At 63.9% G+C, this 15,362-nt stretch carries 12 protein-coding genes and 1 pseudogene; 5 read left to right on the top strand and 8 right to left on the bottom strand.

The features are described 5' to 3' along the window. Positions 1-300 precede the first annotated feature (300 nt). The gene (locus BLT08_RS00630; RefSeq protein WP_090302875.1) at positions 301-2,031 is read left to right on the top strand and encodes an alpha-amylase domain-containing protein; all 1,731 of its coding nucleotides are present in this window, start codon (positions 301-303) and stop codon (positions 2,029-2,031) included. Between the two features lie 114 nt (positions 2,032-2,145). Next, complete coding sequence (locus BLT08_RS00625; RefSeq protein ID WP_090302874.1) at positions 2,146-3,117, top strand: quinone oxidoreductase family protein; 972 nt, start codon at positions 2,146-2,148, stop codon at positions 3,115-3,117. Between the two features lie 45 nt (positions 3,118-3,162). Here the strand turns inward: BLT08_RS00625 and BLT08_RS22790 are convergent, their stop codons facing one another. The 4 genes and pseudogenes from BLT08_RS22790 to BLT08_RS00605 all read right to left on the bottom strand — a co-directional run bounded on the left by BLT08_RS22790 (position 3,163) and on the right by BLT08_RS00605 (position 6,162). Continuing rightward, positions 3,163-3,663 carry a hypothetical protein gene (locus BLT08_RS22790; RefSeq protein WP_090302873.1) on the bottom strand — a complete coding sequence of 167 codons (501 nt, stop codon included), beginning with the start codon at positions 3,661-3,663 and terminating at the stop codon, positions 3,163-3,165. 182 nt (positions 3,664-3,845) lie between these two features. Further along, the gene (locus tag BLT08_RS00615; protein WP_090302872.1) at positions 3,846-4,532 is read right to left on the bottom strand and encodes a polymer-forming cytoskeletal protein; all 687 of its coding nucleotides are present in this window, start codon (positions 4,530-4,532) and stop codon (positions 3,846-3,848) included. Between the two features lie 121 nt (positions 4,533-4,653). Continuing rightward, a pseudogene (locus BLT08_RS00610) lies at positions 4,654-5,445 on the bottom strand (RNA-guided endonuclease InsQ/TnpB family protein); the annotation flags it as partial. A 198-nt stretch (positions 5,446-5,643) separates the two neighbouring features. Next, positions 5,644-6,162 (bottom strand): 8-oxo-dGTP diphosphatase, encoded by a 519-nt coding sequence (locus BLT08_RS00605; RefSeq protein ID WP_090302871.1) that lies wholly within the window; start codon positions 6,160-6,162, stop codon positions 5,644-5,646. A 93-nt stretch (positions 6,163-6,255) separates the two neighbouring features. Here BLT08_RS00605 and BLT08_RS00600 point away from each other — a divergent pair, with 93 nt between their 5' ends. After that, a complete protein-coding gene (locus BLT08_RS00600) occupies positions 6,256-6,678 on the top strand; it encodes an EamA family transporter (RefSeq protein ID WP_090302870.1) in 423 nt (140 codons plus the stop codon). Beyond that, positions 6,675-7,094, top strand: coding sequence for an EamA family transporter (locus BLT08_RS00595; protein ID WP_090302869.1), 420 nt, complete (start codon positions 6,675-6,677; stop codon positions 7,092-7,094). The genes BLT08_RS00600 and BLT08_RS00595 overlap by 4 nt, the downstream gene beginning before the upstream one ends. Positions 7,095-7,112: 18 nt before the next feature. Here the strand turns inward: BLT08_RS00595 and BLT08_RS00590 are convergent, their stop codons facing one another. The 3 genes from BLT08_RS00590 to BLT08_RS00580 are packed head-to-tail and all read right to left on the bottom strand — an operon-like array spanning position 7,113 to position 14,260. Further along, the gene (locus BLT08_RS00590) at positions 7,113-10,898 is read right to left on the bottom strand and encodes a UvrD-helicase domain-containing protein (RefSeq protein ID WP_090302868.1); all 3,786 of its coding nucleotides are present in this window, start codon (positions 10,896-10,898) and stop codon (positions 7,113-7,115) included. Continuing rightward, the gene (locus tag BLT08_RS00585; RefSeq protein WP_090302867.1) at positions 10,891-11,955 is read right to left on the bottom strand and encodes a PD-(D/E)XK nuclease family protein; all 1,065 of its coding nucleotides are present in this window, start codon (positions 11,953-11,955) and stop codon (positions 10,891-10,893) included. Before BLT08_RS00585 ends, BLT08_RS00590 begins: the two co-directional genes overlap by 8 nt. Further along, a complete protein-coding gene (locus BLT08_RS00580; RefSeq protein WP_090302866.1) occupies positions 11,948-14,260 on the bottom strand; it encodes a PD-(D/E)XK nuclease family protein in 2,313 nt (770 codons plus the stop codon). The genes BLT08_RS00585 and BLT08_RS00580 overlap by 8 nt, the downstream gene beginning before the upstream one ends. A gap of 197 nt (positions 14,261-14,457) precedes the next feature. On the opposite strand from BLT08_RS00580, the gene BLT08_RS00575 reads away from it, so the two are divergent. Next, positions 14,458-14,862: a CBS domain-containing protein gene (locus BLT08_RS00575; protein ID WP_090302865.1), complete on the top strand. Its 405-nt coding sequence runs from the start codon at positions 14,458-14,460 to the stop codon at positions 14,860-14,862. 90 nt (positions 14,863-14,952) lie between these two features. On the opposite strand, the gene BLT08_RS00570 is transcribed toward BLT08_RS00575, so the two are convergent. Then, a complete protein-coding gene (locus BLT08_RS00570; RefSeq protein WP_090302864.1) occupies positions 14,953-15,327 on the bottom strand; it encodes a hypothetical protein in 375 nt (124 codons plus the stop codon). Positions 15,328-15,362: the final 35 nt, after the last annotated feature.

The raw sequence follows: 15,362 nt of genomic DNA, 5'->3' as shown, positions 1-15,362 counted from the left end.
CCGTGATCGATCGGTGTCGAACCAAATCCGTCGATCGGGGTCTCGACACCGAAACGTCTCGGAAATCGTGGGCCGTACGGATCTGCTGACGGCTTCACCCCCTCACGATCCAGGTTACCGTCCTCGACAACGGGCCCTGAACCTCGTTGCCGATACTACTCCCGCCCACCGACAGTGATTGGCTGAGAGTGTTTACCAGACGTAATTTTACACGACTATTCCTCACCAATACTATTCCGTTTCGAACGGGAGATAAAAGTATTATGTTTTATTACATCATACATTATATCGTCGGGTGCAATGGGAGATAACCACACACAGGGTGAGAATACCCGTGCGGACGGTATCGAACGGCGAACGCTGCTGAAGACGAGCGCAGCCCTCGGAACGCTGGCGATCGGCGGCGCGTCGCTGGGAGCAGTCAACGCGAACTCGCTGCCAGACCGGCCCGACGCCGAGGACGGGACGGTCGCCTACCAGTACTTCCACGCGGAGTGGACTGATATCGAAGCCGACGTCGCCCGCCTCGAGGAGGTCGGCGTCGACGCGATCTGGATCCAGCAGCCGGCGCGGGGAAAACTCGACTGGGACGACCTCTCGTACGACGGCGAGTACGGGTTCTACGACGAAACGTCGCCGTTCGGCTTTCGCGATCCACATCCGCCGCTCGGCTATCAGCCCGTCGACCTGACGGATCTCGACTCGACCCTCGGCACCGAGAGCGAACTCGAGTCGCTGATCGAGACCTGCCACGACCACGGGATCGAGGTCATCGTCGACGTCGTGTTGAACCACATGGCGGCCGCAGACGGTCCCGACGGCCACGTCGAGTTACCGCAGTTCGACCGCGACGAGCACTTCCACGACAACGGCACGCTGGGCGAGGATTGTCAACTGGACGGCGAGGCCGCGGAGTACGAGTGCGATCTCCTCGGACTGCCGTCGTTCGACGTCGAACGCTCGTACGTACAGGACGCCCATCGGGACTATCTCCAGCGGATCGCCGATCTGGGTGCCGACGGGCTTCGGTACGACGCTGCGGGCCACGTCTGGCCGTGGTACTTCGAATACGAGATCAACGCGCTCGTGGACGATCTCGACCTCTGGCGGGTCGGCGAGATCTGGGACTACGATATCGATCGGCTGCTCGAGTTCGCCGACACCGGGATGACCGTCTTCGACTTCCCGCTGTACGATGCCATCGTCGACGCCTTCGAGGGCGGCAGCATGGAGGGGCTCTCCCAGGACGCGGCCAACGGCGTCGTACACCACGATCCGAACGTCGCGGTTACCTTCGCACAAAACCACGATACCGTCGGTCCGGGCGTCGAGGCGAACGAACCCGAGGGCCGAGCGGTCGAACTCGCGGAAGTATTCATTCTCGCGTACGCGGGGATGCCGATGGTGTACCGCTCCGGGCCCGAGGACCGGACCGAACTCGACGACGAGGCGTTCCGAGACCTCGTCGCCGTCTCGCAGGAGTTCGCACACGGCGACGTGATCGACCGCCACGTCGACGACGACACATACGTCTTCGAACGCGACGGCAACCTGCTGGCCGGTATCAACAAGGGCAGTTCGGCGGCAGAACACACCGTCGAAACCGCCTGGAGCGACGAGACCCTCGTCGACGAGACTGGCAGCGGTGAGACCGTCACCACCGACGGCAGCGGGCAGGTCACGATCGAGATTCCGTCCGACGGCTGGGTTATGTACGTTCCCGGAGAGGACGACGATGATGACGAGGACAACGGCGAGTCCGGCGAGATGACGTTGCAGATGACGGTCGACGTCGGTCACGGCGACTCCGTCTACTTCACCGGAAGCACCGACGAACTCACGAACTGGGGCAGTGGCGTCGAAGGGACCTGGACGGAGGGCAACGTCTGGGAGGTCACTATCGACGATCCCGGCGCGTTCGAGTGGAAGACCCGTCGCGGGCCGAGCGACGGAACCGGCGACGTCTGGGAGCACGGAGCGAATCACGACGAAACCGATCTCCACCCCACCCACCAGGGCTGGTCCGAGTAGTCGCGTCCGTCGGAACCGGTCTCGGCTGTTCCCGTCGGATCGCCCGCCGACAACGGCCGACCAGTTCTTCCACGTTCTCCGACCTTTAAGCGAGTGCGTTACAAATGGAAACGTATGCGAGTTATCGAGGTAACGGAGTACGGCGACAGCGACCAGCTCGAGGCCACCGACGCCGACCTCCCGGAGCCGGGTGCCGGCGAGGTTCGTATCGAGGTCGAGGCAGCCGGGATCAACTTCGCGGACATCATGCAACGCCGCGGGGTCTATCCGGGCGGTCCCGACGCGGGCTACGTCCCCGGAATGGAAGCCGCGGGAACGATCGATTCAACCGGTGAGGGCGTCGGCTTAGACGAGGGTGACCGCGTCGTCGCGATGCTCAACACCGGCGGATACGCCGAGTACGCCGTCGCGAACGCCCAGATGCTCTTTCCCATTCCGGAGGGGATGAGCTTCGAGGAAGCCGCCGGCTTCCCCGTTCAGTTTCTCACCGCCCACAGCTGTCTGTTCGAGTGGGGCGGACTCGAACCGGACGAAACGGTCCTTATCCAGGCCGCCGCGGGCGGGGTCGGGACGGCTGCCGTGCAGTTAGCTTCGAACCACGGCGCGGAGGTCTTCGGCACCGCGAGCACGCAGGAAAAGCTCGACCTCGCCGAAGATCTGGGCTGTGACCACCCGATCAACTACACGGAGACGGACTTCCGCGAAATCGTCGACGAGGAAACCGACGGCGAGGGCGTCGACCTCGTCCTCGAGAGCGTCGGCGACGACGTCTTCGAGCGCAGCCTCGACGCCATGAAACACTTCGGCCGGATGGTCACCTACGGCGTCGCCAGCGGCGTCCCCGGCGAAATCGAGAACCGGCGGCTCCTCTTCGAGAACAAGACGATCAAGGGGTTCCACCTCGGACAGGCCTCCTATCACGACCCGAGTACAGTGATGAAAGCCGTTCCCGATCTCACCGAGGGACTGACGAACGGCGATCTCGAGGTGATTCTGGGCGAGTCGTTCGCACTCGAGGACGCTGCCGAGGCCCACCAGTACATCGAGGATCGCAAAAGCTCTGGAAAGGTCGTCCTGAAGCCCTGAGTGTGAGCAGACTCGAGTGACGCCGATCAGTAACCGACCGGCTTCTTAATCGCCGTCATCGTCTTCGTCGCCATCGTCGTCATCGTCGTCGTCGTCATCTTCGCCGTCATCATCTTCGCCGTCATCGTCATCGCCGTCATCGTCATCGTCGTCATCGTCGTCGTCATTATCTTCGCCGTCATCGTCATCGTCGTCGTCATCATCTTCGCCATCATCGTCATCGTCATCATCGCCATTCTCGTCGTCATCGTCTTCTTCATCATCCTCGTTGTCGGTTTCCTCGTCCTCGCCGTCCCCGTCGTCGTCTTCATCGTCCACCGATCCATCGCTGTCGTCGTCACTCTCTTCGTCGTCCGCGTCGGTATCGTCGTCGCTGTCCGCGTCGTCGCCGATGTCCTCCGTGTCGTCCCCGAACATCTCTTCTTCTTCGTCGCCACTGTCCTCGTCGGGGTCCTCGTCGAACGTCTCGTCTAAACACCCTGCGAGTGCGCCGACAGTTGCGACTATCGTTGCGAGGACCGGCCGCCGACGAGTCGTCTCGGTCATGCTCTCACGTCGGGCTATCACGAAGGGATAAAAGAGTATTAGTCCCGTACTCAGACGACCAACTCTCCCACTGCGTGGAAACAACGGTTCTCTACGGCTGTAACAATTCTCTCGTGGAAGGGTCCTAACCTGTGTTCCCTCTCGCGAGGCAACTCCGGCGACCTGTGAAAAGACCGCTCGACTTACTCGTCGTCATCGCTGCCGAAGCTGAACCACCCTATCCCATCGTCGTCATCGTCATCGTCGATTTCGACGTCGTCACCTTCGTCGACCGACTCGCCGCTCACGTCGCCGTCGACTTCGGTGCCGTTCCCGAGATACACCTCTCCGCCGGCGTCGACCGAGCCGTCGATCTCCACGTCTGAACGGGTCGTCACCGATCCGCTTGCCGTCACGTCACCGTCAACCTCGCTGTCCTCACCGAGAATGACGGCGCCGTCGGTATCGATCGCGCCATCGATCTCCGCGTCTTCGGCAGTCGTCACGTCACCGCCGGCAGTGACGTCCCCGTCGACTTCGCTGTCCTCACCGAGATCGACGGTACCGCCGGTGTCGATCGTTCCGTCGACCGCGGCATCCTCTTCGAGAAGCACGCTGGCGGCTTCGACCGAGCCGTCGACCGTGACGTCGGCGAGGACCTCGACCGTTCCCTCGACCGAGATGTCGTCGTCGGTATCTTCCGCCACGGTGACGTCACCGTCCTCGTCGCCATCGTCGTCCGCTTCCGACCCGTTCAAAAAGATCTCTTCCTCAGTGTCGGTCTCGGCGTCGGAGCCGTCGTCGGACGAGAGGTCCTGACAGCCCGCGAGTGCGCCGACAGTTCCGGTGGCCACAGCGACGAGCGTCCGTCGACGAGTCGTATCGGTCATGTTCTCGACTCGGGCTACCAGAAAAGGGTAAAAGAGTATTCGTCCTGTACTCGGCAGGCGGGTCATCCGTTGACATCCTCCTCCGCGTTCACGCGGAGGAATCCCGACCGTAGTTGGGATATTAGGGTTTGCAGTCTACCACTTGTTCCCTCGGTTGGAATCCGTTGGACAAGTCATGAAGGTAGACTCCGGGCTGTGCCAACCAGCCGGTACTCCTATCCTCGTCCAAACTGGCCGAAGACTCGGAGTTACTTTGGTTTACGTCGAGACGGATATTCTCCGCCCCATTCACATCAGCGTTGACCGCCGCATCGCACTCTTCACACACGTACAACCCGCGCTCAACACGCTGGTCATCATCTTCCCTACCGCACATGCAACACGTCTTGCTCGTGTCTCGCTCGGACACTTCCACGACATCGATACCCTCAATCTTCGCTTTGTAGGTGAGAATGTGAGTGAACCTGTCGAATGCCCACCCATGCAAGTCGAGGTTGCCGTGCTGACCCCAGTTCTTTGAGTCCCCGTTCTCGTCCTCTCGGACTCCCTCCAAGTCACCGACGTTGATGCGGCCAACGCCGTTCTCCACGCATCGTTGGACGATGTGCTTCGCTAAGGCGTGGAAAAAGTGGGTGCGGCGTTCCGACCACTTGTGATGCAACCGCGTAGCTCGTTCACCACCGCTGTCATCACATTTGGCAATTTCTTTCGGGAAGTAGTATCCGTCCTGTTTCAAGCGGTTGCCGGGATACAGGTCGGCTTCTTCCGTGCTGTACGCGACAGCGGCGAAGTTGCTGATTCCAAGGTCGATTCCTGCGGTCTCGTTGCCGGGTGCGGTGGGTGTCTCGATCTCGTCTTTGCAGACGAGATGCAGTTCCCACCGCCCGTTCGCTCTGTCGTAGACAGCACGAACCTAATCACTTATTCTCACTTTTATTGTAAAAGTTAGGATTGAGAACGGTGGAATATCCAGCCGTGCTGTTCTTGGTAGCTGGCGTCATCAAGTGACGGCGCGTATCCACGGGCTAAAGCCCGTGGTATTGCGCCTGCTCCGCATATAATGGCACCGCACGCGCTCTACCTGCACGTTCGTGACAAATCGTCTGCTACTTCACGTGTCCGTCGGCTCGAGGTGCTCGTTCCACTCGAGATCGTGACCCACGAACGCCGCCTCGTCCAGCGGCGGCCCGCCCTCGAAGCGGAACTCGCCGACGACCGTCTTCCCCTCGAGGACGCCGGGTAGCCAGAACTGGTCGTCTTCCCACATCTGATCGTAGGGGACGTCGTCGACAGCCACCCACTCCGGTCGGGCTTCCTCGGTCGGAGTCGGCTCACCCGCAAACGAGCGCGTCCGATAGACGTGACAGAACGTGTGCTCCTCGCCGTCCAGCAGAAAGGTGAGTTCGCCCGCCTTCTCGAGGGACTCGGGATCGATCTCGAGCCCTACTTCCTCGCGAGTCTCGCGAACGGCACACTCGCGGGGCGTTTCGTCGGCCTCGAGTTTCCCACCGGGGCCGTTGTACCAGCCCTCGCCGAGCCCGCGCCGTTTCTCGATGAGAAGCACCTCCTCCGTGGTGCCGCTCTCGGTATCGCGCGTGCGCCTCGGAAAACACAGCGTTGCTTCGATCATACGAATTCGTTCGACTGGCGGAAAATAAAGTGTCAGTATCGATTCGCGACGTTCTCGTGGCGTTTAAGGCCGCACCGCCAGTACCATCGTGGTATGGAGTATTTGCTGTGGGTCTTGATAGCACTCCTCGCCTACTCGTTCGTCGCACCCCTCACGAGCGTTATCATGCAGGACGTCCCGGCAACGCCCGGGCTGTTTCTCTCGACGTGCGTCTTTCTCGTGATCGCGAGCAGCGTGATGGTCCTGACCGGAACCGCCGACCTCTCTCACGCGGTGGCGGTCGAAGCCGGCTACGTCTACGTCGCTGGAGCCTTCCTTACGGTCGGCATTCTGGCCTACACGGCCGCCCTCGAGACCGGTCCCGTGAGCGTCGTCGTCCCGATCTTCGGCATGTTCATCGTGGGGAGTTCGATACTCGGCATTCTCTTTCTCGGCGAGACGATGTCGGCAACCCGGGCGGCTGGAATCGTCTGTGCCGTGCTCGCGATCGTCTGTAGCGCGGGTGATGGCAAATGAACCGAGGGTATCTGCTGCTCTCGTTCGTCGCGTTCGTCGCGTACAGCCTGGTCGCACCGCTGTTGAAGGTCGCGATGGAGACGATTCCGAGCACGACGGCGGTCTTCATGTCGAACACGGTCATGCTCGTCCTCCTCGGCGGTCTGCTGGTCTATCAGGGACGGTCCCCCCATCAGTATCTCTCGCATCCGAAACTGCCACATATCGTCGGCTGGGGGGTGTTGCTCGCCGTCGGCTTGCTGGCGTACTACCGAGCGCTCGCCCTCGGTCCCGTCAGCGTCGTCGTCCCGATATACGGCCTGTTCATCGCGGTCAGTTCGGTGATCGGCATTCTCGCACTCGAGGAGTCGCTGACGCTCAGAAAGGGGTTGGGAATCGTGTTCGCCGTGCTCGCGGTGGTTCTAATGTCCCTGTAACGCGCTCGTCGACGCCGCTCAATCGTCGTCGGCGATATCGCTCCCTAACGCGGCGAGCGCGTCAGCCGTGTACTCCGCGGGACCACAACCCAGCGATCGATGCGGACAGTACTGACAGTGGTCGCCGGGCGTCGTCTCGTCGAAAGACGGATCGTCGACCGCCTCGAGCGTCTCGCGCACCGACGGCCACGGTGGGAGTTTCTCGGGTGCCACGAGATCGACTCGAGGTCCGCCGACTGCGCCGACGTAGACGTAGCCGACGGCAGCGACCGGTTCGTCGAACCGCCGTTCACAGGCGCGAGCGTACAGCGCCAACTGCGTCGCCTCGTCGGGGTCGATCCGATCGGTCGTCGCCTTGTAGTCGAGGATCACGACGTCGCCGTCGGGCGCCCGACGAACGGAATCGACGAAGCCGACGACCTCGCCGTTCACCCCGGCCACGTCCTCGAGTGCGAACGGGAGCTCCGCGGCGAGCTGTTCCCAGTCGGCGATCCGCTCGTCGAACGCGGGTGCGGTGGCCTCGAAGTAGCGATCGACACAGGCGAGGACGGCCTCGCGGTACTCGAGCAGATCCCGGGCCGTCAGCTGTCGAACAGCGGCCTCGCGCCACTCCTCACGAGTCCGATAGTCGCGGTAGAAGGCCTCTTCGGCGACGTCGTGGAAGATCGTTCCGACGATCCTCGATCCCGTCTCGTCGTCTCCCTCGTTCCCCTCGTCCGCCGACTCTCCGGACGGCTCGGTCGCATCGCCGATCGCTCGCACGACGTGATCGAGGTAGTGCTTCCGCGCACAGGTCTCGTGGGTCTCCATCGCCGTGTAGCTGTGGCGCAACGCGGCCGGCACCTCGGTCGCGTTCGAGAGCGTCTCAACGGGGAATCGGACGGTGTCGGTCGAAAGCGCCGACGGTCGACGGCCGGTCGGCACCTGTCGCCTCGTTCCGTGGCCGGAATCGGCACCGACGGATCCGCCGTGGCTCGCCGTGTCGGCTGCCGGCAACAGCGTCCCGCTGCGCAATTGCCGACCTAATCGGTGTACCGTCTCGATCGCCTCCCGCGTCTCGAGCGGTTCGACGAACCGATCCTCGTACCCGGCGTAGTAGGTGATCGTTCCCGGGCTGATGCCGGCGGAGCGACCGATCTCTTCAGTCCGGTCGACGACCGTTTCGGGGTAGGTCTCTCGAACCCGTTGGAAGCTCTCGGTCAGCGACGCCCAGAGATTCATACGCTGACCGGCGACCGACCACTCGATCTCGTTCGACAAACAGGCCTCGGCGGTCGAGACGCCGAGTTCGGTCTCGTCGCCGTCGTACTCGTACTCGGCGCCGAAGATGAACAGGTGGTTTTCGGCGCGCGTGAGCGCGACGTGGAGCACGCGCCACTCCTCGCCGACCGTCTCGGCTGCGAGGTTCGCGAGCAGCGGCGAGTCCACCTCGTCGTCGAGCGTCGCCGCGAGCAGTCGATAGCGCGCGCGTTCGGCGTAATCGCGATCGACGCACCACTCTTCGTCCGAGAGATAGGGGACGAGCACGGTGTCGAACTCGAGCCCCTTTGCCTGGTGGACCGTCATCACGTCGATCGAGTCCGACGACTGGGTGCCGCGGGTTCGTTCGCTCCCGCTCCCGCGGAGGGTTCCCTCGAGCGCGTCGACGAACGCCGGCGTCAGCGTCTGGACAACCGAATCGGCGGTGTAGGCCTCGACGAACCGTTCCAGGCGCTGGAACTCCTCGCGTTCGTCGCTCGTGAGGAACCACTCGAGGCGCGTCACCTCGCGGAACCGGCGAATGAAGCCCGAAAGCGGGTAGACGTCCCGTAGCGTCTCCAGTTCGGCGAGGTGATCGCGCGCCCGCTCGAGCCGATCCGGATGGTCGAGTTCGTCCGGCTCGCAGTCCAGAACCGCGTCGTACAGCGACCCGTCGCGCTGTTGAAGCGTCGCGAGATCGCTCTCTGTGAGCCGGTATCGGTAGAGCAACACGCGCCGAAGGTGAGCGTCGGCGGTCGGATCGACGAGCACGCGAAAGTACGAGAGCAGCGTCTGCATTCCCGGCGAGATTTCGCCCCGCGGTGAGCCCGAAATCTCGTAGGGGATCTGTCGGTTGCGGAGTTCGTCAGCCACTGCCTGCGCGTGACGATTCGTCCGAACGATGACGGCGATATCCTCGAGTGAGCGTTTGGGGACGTTCTCCGCTTCGTCGTTCAACAGCCGCGAGACGGTCGTCGCGACCTGTTCGGCCGTCGGCCGATCGATCTCGTCGCTCTCGACTTTGACGACGCGATCCGGCAGCTGTTCCGCGTTGCCGTCTTCGATTTCGGTCGCGGCGTCGCTTCCGCTCTCGTCCGTGGCGTTGCCTCCGTTCTCGGTTGTGGCGTCCGCTCCGCTTCCGTACTCGCCCGTTTCCCTTCCGACTTCGCGGAGCGTCTTCGAGGACTGTGGTCCGTAGTCGCAGTGGTTCGTGAGGTCCAAAATTTCTTGACGCGACCGGAAGTTGAGTTCGAGTTCGATCGCCTCGTGATCGTCGTACGTCTCGGCGAGCCGGTCGAGCCCCTCCCGGTCGGTGCCCCGCCAGCCGTAGATCGCCTGATCCTTGTCGCCGATGGCGAGCAGGTCGGGCCGGTCGGAGCCGTCGGTGAGTTCGGTGATCAGGGCGAACTGCGTCTCGTCGGTGTCCTGAAACTCGTCGCAGTAGACCTGCGTCCACTGGTCCGTGATCTCGGTCGCGATCTCGTCGTCCGTCAGTAGCTCGGTCGCCGTCCGAACCAGTTCGTCGAAGTCCAGCGTTCGCTCGTCCTCGAGGTGCTCGTGGTAGTCGGCGTAGACCGCGGTGTAGTGGCGCGCCAGGCGCATGAATTCGACGTAGTGTTTCAGCCGACCGAACGGGCTCTGCTCGATCCGACTCGTCGCGGTGCGCCAGATCTCGTTGCCGAACAGCGCTCGCGGCAGCTGTTTCGTCGTCGGCTCCTCGAGCGAGAGCACCTCGATCGTGTTCGTCACGCACTGCTGGAGCACCCGGAGGTAGCGATCGACGTCGCGGACGACGTCGTCGTCGCGGAACTCCGCCGGGGCTTCCGCGATCTTCTCGCGACAGTAGGTGATGAGTTTCCCGTAGCCGACCAGCGACTGCCGTGACGCCTCGAGGTGGTCGTCCGCGTTGAAGTAGCGCAGCGCCTCGTTATCGAATGAGAGTTCGTCGCTCGCGGTCCGTTCGAGCCAGAGGACGAACTCGTTGCAGAGCTCGAGGGTTCGCACCGCCGGAAGCTGCGCTTCCAGCTGCTCGGGCGTGATGTCTTCCTGGCTCATGGCCTGGATGAATCGATCGACGCCGGCGGCGAGGTCGTCCGGCGAGCCCCGCCCGACGGTCGCGAAGTCGTAGTCGTTGGTCGCGAGCAGTCGGCCGACGATCCGACGGCGCTTGCGCTCGGTGACGACGTCGAACTCCGGCGAGTAGCCGAGGTAGTAGGCGTACTCCCGGACCAACCGGTAACAGAACGAGTGGTAGGTGTAGACGTCGATCGCCGCGGCGGCTTCGGGGTCGAGTCGATCGGCGACCGCGTCCCGAATGCTCCCCGCGGCCTCGTTCGCGAACGTCAGGACGAGGACGTCCTCTGGATCGGCGTCGCCGCGTTCGATCGCCCGCTCGATCCGCATGAGCATCGTCGTCGTCTTCCCGGTCCCCGCACCGGCATCGACGGAGGTACAGGCCGCTTCGCTGTCGATGACGGCAGGCTGGTTCCCCTTGGGATCGAGCGAGTCGCTCTCGGAATTACCGTCGTCCGTGTCGACAGTCCGGTCTCGATTCGGGTTATCCATCGAATCGCACCTCCTCCGCGATGTAGTCCTGACAACAGACCGTGTAGCCACAGTCCGGACAGGCGTCGCTCGAGATATCGTCCCAGCGATCGGTCGGATCGAACGCGTCACCTGCGATCTCGCTCACGACGTCCGCGAGTCGGTCGTCGACCGTTCGGTTTCGGTGTTCGTGGGTCATTCCGTAGGTGTGGTGGTCGATGTAGCCGTCGGTCAGATCCTTCGTCTCGAGGCTCGTCTCGACCGTCTCGCGGACCCAGTTGATCGCGGTCCCCGAGCGATCGGCGAGGGGGATCTGGACGTATCGGCAGGTTCGGTCCTCGAGGCCCAACTGCTGACAGCGGGTTCGAAGTCCGTCGATGACGACCGCCGTCTCGAAGAGCGAGGCGACGAACGACGGATCGAAGACGCCCGCGTCCGGATCGAAGTGGTCGGTAAACCGTTCGGCGATCCCTCGCTCCCAGTCGGACCGGTACCGAAGGAGACCGAGCGATCTGAGCGTCGGGACGAACTGGACGCCGACGATCGATCGGCCGTCGGCGTAGACGTAGTCGACGCTTGCGTCGATCGTGACCGATTCGGTGTCGGTCTCGGTCGCCGGAAGCGAAACAGTACTCGAGAGCGGGAGATCCGGACCGACCAGCTCGCCGTCGGTCGACTCGGCCGTCAGTCGCTCGACCCCCTCAGCATGGTCGACGCCGACGGTTTCGACGTACGCCTCGAGCGTCGCCTCGAGCACCCGTCGTTCGTGTCGCCGTTGTGTCCTCGAGTGGAAGCGCTCGTCGTGGTCGGCCCACAGTGCCTCGAGTCGCTCCCCTGCGGCGTCGGCGAACGCCTCGCGGCCCGTCTCGCCGCGTCGTAACGCGTCGCAGATCGCCGTTCGCAAGAGGGCGATCCGGTCGTCGATCGTCGTCCCGTCGTCGCTCCCCTCGAGCCCGTCGACGTGGGCGAACTCGTACCGTCGGGGACAGTGGAGGTAGGTCTCGAGCCCGTCGACGTCGAGGCTGTCGGTTCCCGGACTCCGCATCCTCGAGTCGACTTCGGCGTCCCCCTCAGTCATCCCGCACCACCTCCCCCGCGGCGAACTCGAACTGCGAACGGACGGCTTCGGCCAACTCCGGGTCGATGTCGCCGTCCTCGAGGACGACTGCGATCTCCTCGAACAGCTCCTCGGTCGCGCCGAGGTCGGCCTCGCCGCCGGTGCTCGCCTCCCGGAGGATCCGCTCGAGTTCGCCGTGGGGTTGGGCGAGCAACGCCTCGAGGGCGTTCGTCTCGCCGTGGATCGCCGCGGCGGTATCGGTTTCGACGTCCGGCAGGTCGAGACCCGCGGTCGCATCGATCAGTTGCAGGTAGCGCGACTCGTCGTACGTCCGACGCAGGCCGCCCGAGCCCCGTTCGTACGAGCAACAGTAGAGGTGGGTTCGCGCGGCGCGAGTGCCGAGGGCGAGTCGCCGTCGGGATCGCTGGGCGTGATAGGTTGTGAACGGGTCCGCGATGGTATCGTCATCGTCGTCGGCATCGACGGTGGCGAACGTCTCCCGTACGTCGTTCACGGACGGATCCGTGACCGCGGGATAGCTGTCCATTCCGCGCAGCCACGCCGTCGGGAACAGTTGCGTGAGAAACTGTTCGCCGGGATAGTTCTCGTCGAGCAGATCGAGCAGGAAGACGGTCTCCCAGGAGTCGTACTTACAGTCGTCGACGGCACAGACCGTGACGCCGCCCGTCGGCGGCTGGGCCTCGACGGCGTGGACGTACGGCGCGTCGTACTGGATGGTTCGCCGGAGCATCCGCCGCAGCCCTTGCCAGTCCGGGCCGACGAGGTCAGTCTCCTCGACGAACCGGGCGATCTCGAGCACCCGACGGACGCTCGCGTACTGCTCGCGGGCGTCGACCCACGCCTCCTCGCGGGCGATGCGTCCCTTCAGGTCCGTCAGTCGGATCCAGCGCTCGAGCGATCGGGCGACGCTCGAGTCGGTACAGGACGCGAGTAACTCGGGCGTCACGTCGGCGACGCGGGCGTGAAGGCGCTCGATCGAGACGTCTCGCGGTTCAGTCGTCGCCGTCCCGTCTCGACCGCGAGCGGCGCGATCGGTGACGGCGTCGACGAGTTCGGCGTCGATTCTGTCGGGGTCGCGCTCGCGTTCGCACTGAAGCGTCACGAACGCGTAGAGTTCGTGGACGACCGGGTCTTCGGCGAGCGAGGGCGTGCCGATCGTCGCCGTCGGAATCCCGGCCTCGCGGAGTTGTCGTCTGGTTTCGGGGACGCGTTCGATCCGCGGGACGGCGACGGCGAACGCGTCGAAGCGCCAGTCGTGGCGATCCCGAAGCGCCTGAATCTCGCTCGCGACGGCGCCGACCTGATCGCGGGCCGTTCGGGACCGAAGGCGTCGGGCCCGTCCGCGCTCCGTTGTTTCGACTCGGTCGCCGGTGCCGACCGACTGTCGTCCACCGGTTTCTGCCGGTTCCGGCGGCGCTCCCGTCGCTAACAGCCGCGTAATCGCGTGGTGCGGTGGTGTCGTGACGCGGTCGTCGTCGGGTTGCTCGAGCCGCGAGTCGACGATCTCCACCTCGAGCTCGTCCCCGACGAGATCCTCGATGCAGCCCGGTTCGACGCGCGTGCGTTCGACGCTGGCGTGGCGCTCTCCGAGACAGACGAGGTCCGCATCTCGCGTGAGTGCGGCGAGGTACCGTCGGTCGAGTCGGCGGTACTCCTCGAACTCGACGGCGAGGACGGCGTCGATCGAGTCCGTCACGCGCGTGCGGAGCCCGTCCGTATCCGACTCGAGCAACTCGACGGTCCGCGGGATCACGTCCGCTCGTTCGACGTACCCCCGTGACTCGAGTTCCGCGTGGAACCGGTCGTTCATCGCGTAGAGGAAGGCCAGAGAGTCGTGTGGGTCGCGGTCCGCCACGTCCTCGAGTCGCAGCTGCTGGCGCGTCGCCTCGAGCAGCAGCTGCCCGACGTCGCGGGCGAAGCTCTCGTGGTTCGCCGCCCGCTCGAGGTACTCGGGAACGTCGCGGCTGGCGCCGTCGATCACCAGCGAGATGAGTTCGATACGCTCCTCGTACTCGAGTCGGTCCAGCGTCGGATCGTACGCTTCGAGCACCTTCGAGGCGTGTTCCGGGAGGGACTCGACGCGCGGCGATCGAGGCGAACCGCTCGTGGCATCGATGCCGGCGAGGGCTTCGGTGAGCGACTCGAGACCCGCAGGGTGGCGTTTCAGGACCAGTACGTTCCGGGGACCGTACTCGTCGGCGAGGGTGGCGTACTCCGCCGCAACGCGGTCGAATAGCTCAGTGCTGGGTACAGGTTCGGAGAGGAGTTTGCAGGTCCCGTCGAGACCTGGTGGAGGGGACGCCATCGGTTGATACGTCACGGAGTATGGCCGGGTTGGTATTTAAATGTCCGGCGGAGACCGAACGTGGTCGTCGGTTACGGCGTCGATGGGATCGGGAGGACGTCCACACAGCTGCTCGGACTCCAGCCGCGTTGTCTTCCCCGATGGACGATGCTATCCGCTTCGACAATTCTTATAATGTATAAAGAGTACACGGGTGTATGGAGGATATTTTCGTCGCACGGGTCATGTCCACGTCGCTCGAGACGGTCCGCGCCGACACGCTCGTCGAAGAGGCAGCACAACAGATGCTCGAAAACGAGATCGGCTCGGTGATGGTCGTCGACGAGGACAACCAACTCGAGGGGATCCTGACGAACACGGACTTCGTCAAGATCGTCGCCGAACGCAAGCCGAAGGACCAGACGCCGGTTTCGACGTACATGAGCCGAAACGTCACCACGGCGACGGCACAGGAGACCATCCGCGACGCCGCGGATCTGATGGTCGAACACGGCTTCCACCACCTCCCCGTCGTCGACGAGGACGAGGGTGTCATCGGCATCGTCACGACGTCCGATCTGGCGGCGTACCTCTCGCGCGAAGAGACGCCGAGCCCGGAGTAGACTCACCAGCGCAAGCGAATCGGGGGAGGCGAGTCGCAGTCCGCACATTTTTACCGACGGCCACTTCCCTCGCCGATCTGACGGAACGGATCAGCGGTCGGTTTCCGGACCGTCGTCTTCGGTCATCCAGCGAACTGTCTCGTCGAGTTGTTCACATAACGCCCGCGCCTCCGAGGGCGTCAGTTCGACGTCCGCGTGGCCCGTTCCGTGATCGCCAGCCATGGCATCGATACTCAGAACCAGCCGGTGACCGTCGGCCGACTCGGGCCGGACCGAAACGTCTGCTCGGTCCGGATAGTCCCGCGGCGGACCGAGTTCGAGATCGGTTTCGCCACGCGTAACGCCCACCTGCACCCGGTCTGCGTGCTCGAGATCGATCGAATCCGTCGGCTTCTCGTCGATCCGTTCCTGCTCGCGCTCTCGCTCCGTCTCCTCGAGCCGATCGGTCGTGGTATCGTCCGACATACTCGTCGGTTCAACCGCATTCGCCTTGGCTGTAC

It is taken from the genome of Natronorubrum texcoconense (genome assembly GCF_900100335.1).
Taxonomy (GTDB): Archaea; Halobacteriota; Halobacteria; order Halobacteriales; family Natrialbaceae; genus Natronorubrum; species Natronorubrum texcoconense.
This window is presented reverse-complemented; position numbering and strand designations above follow the sequence as displayed.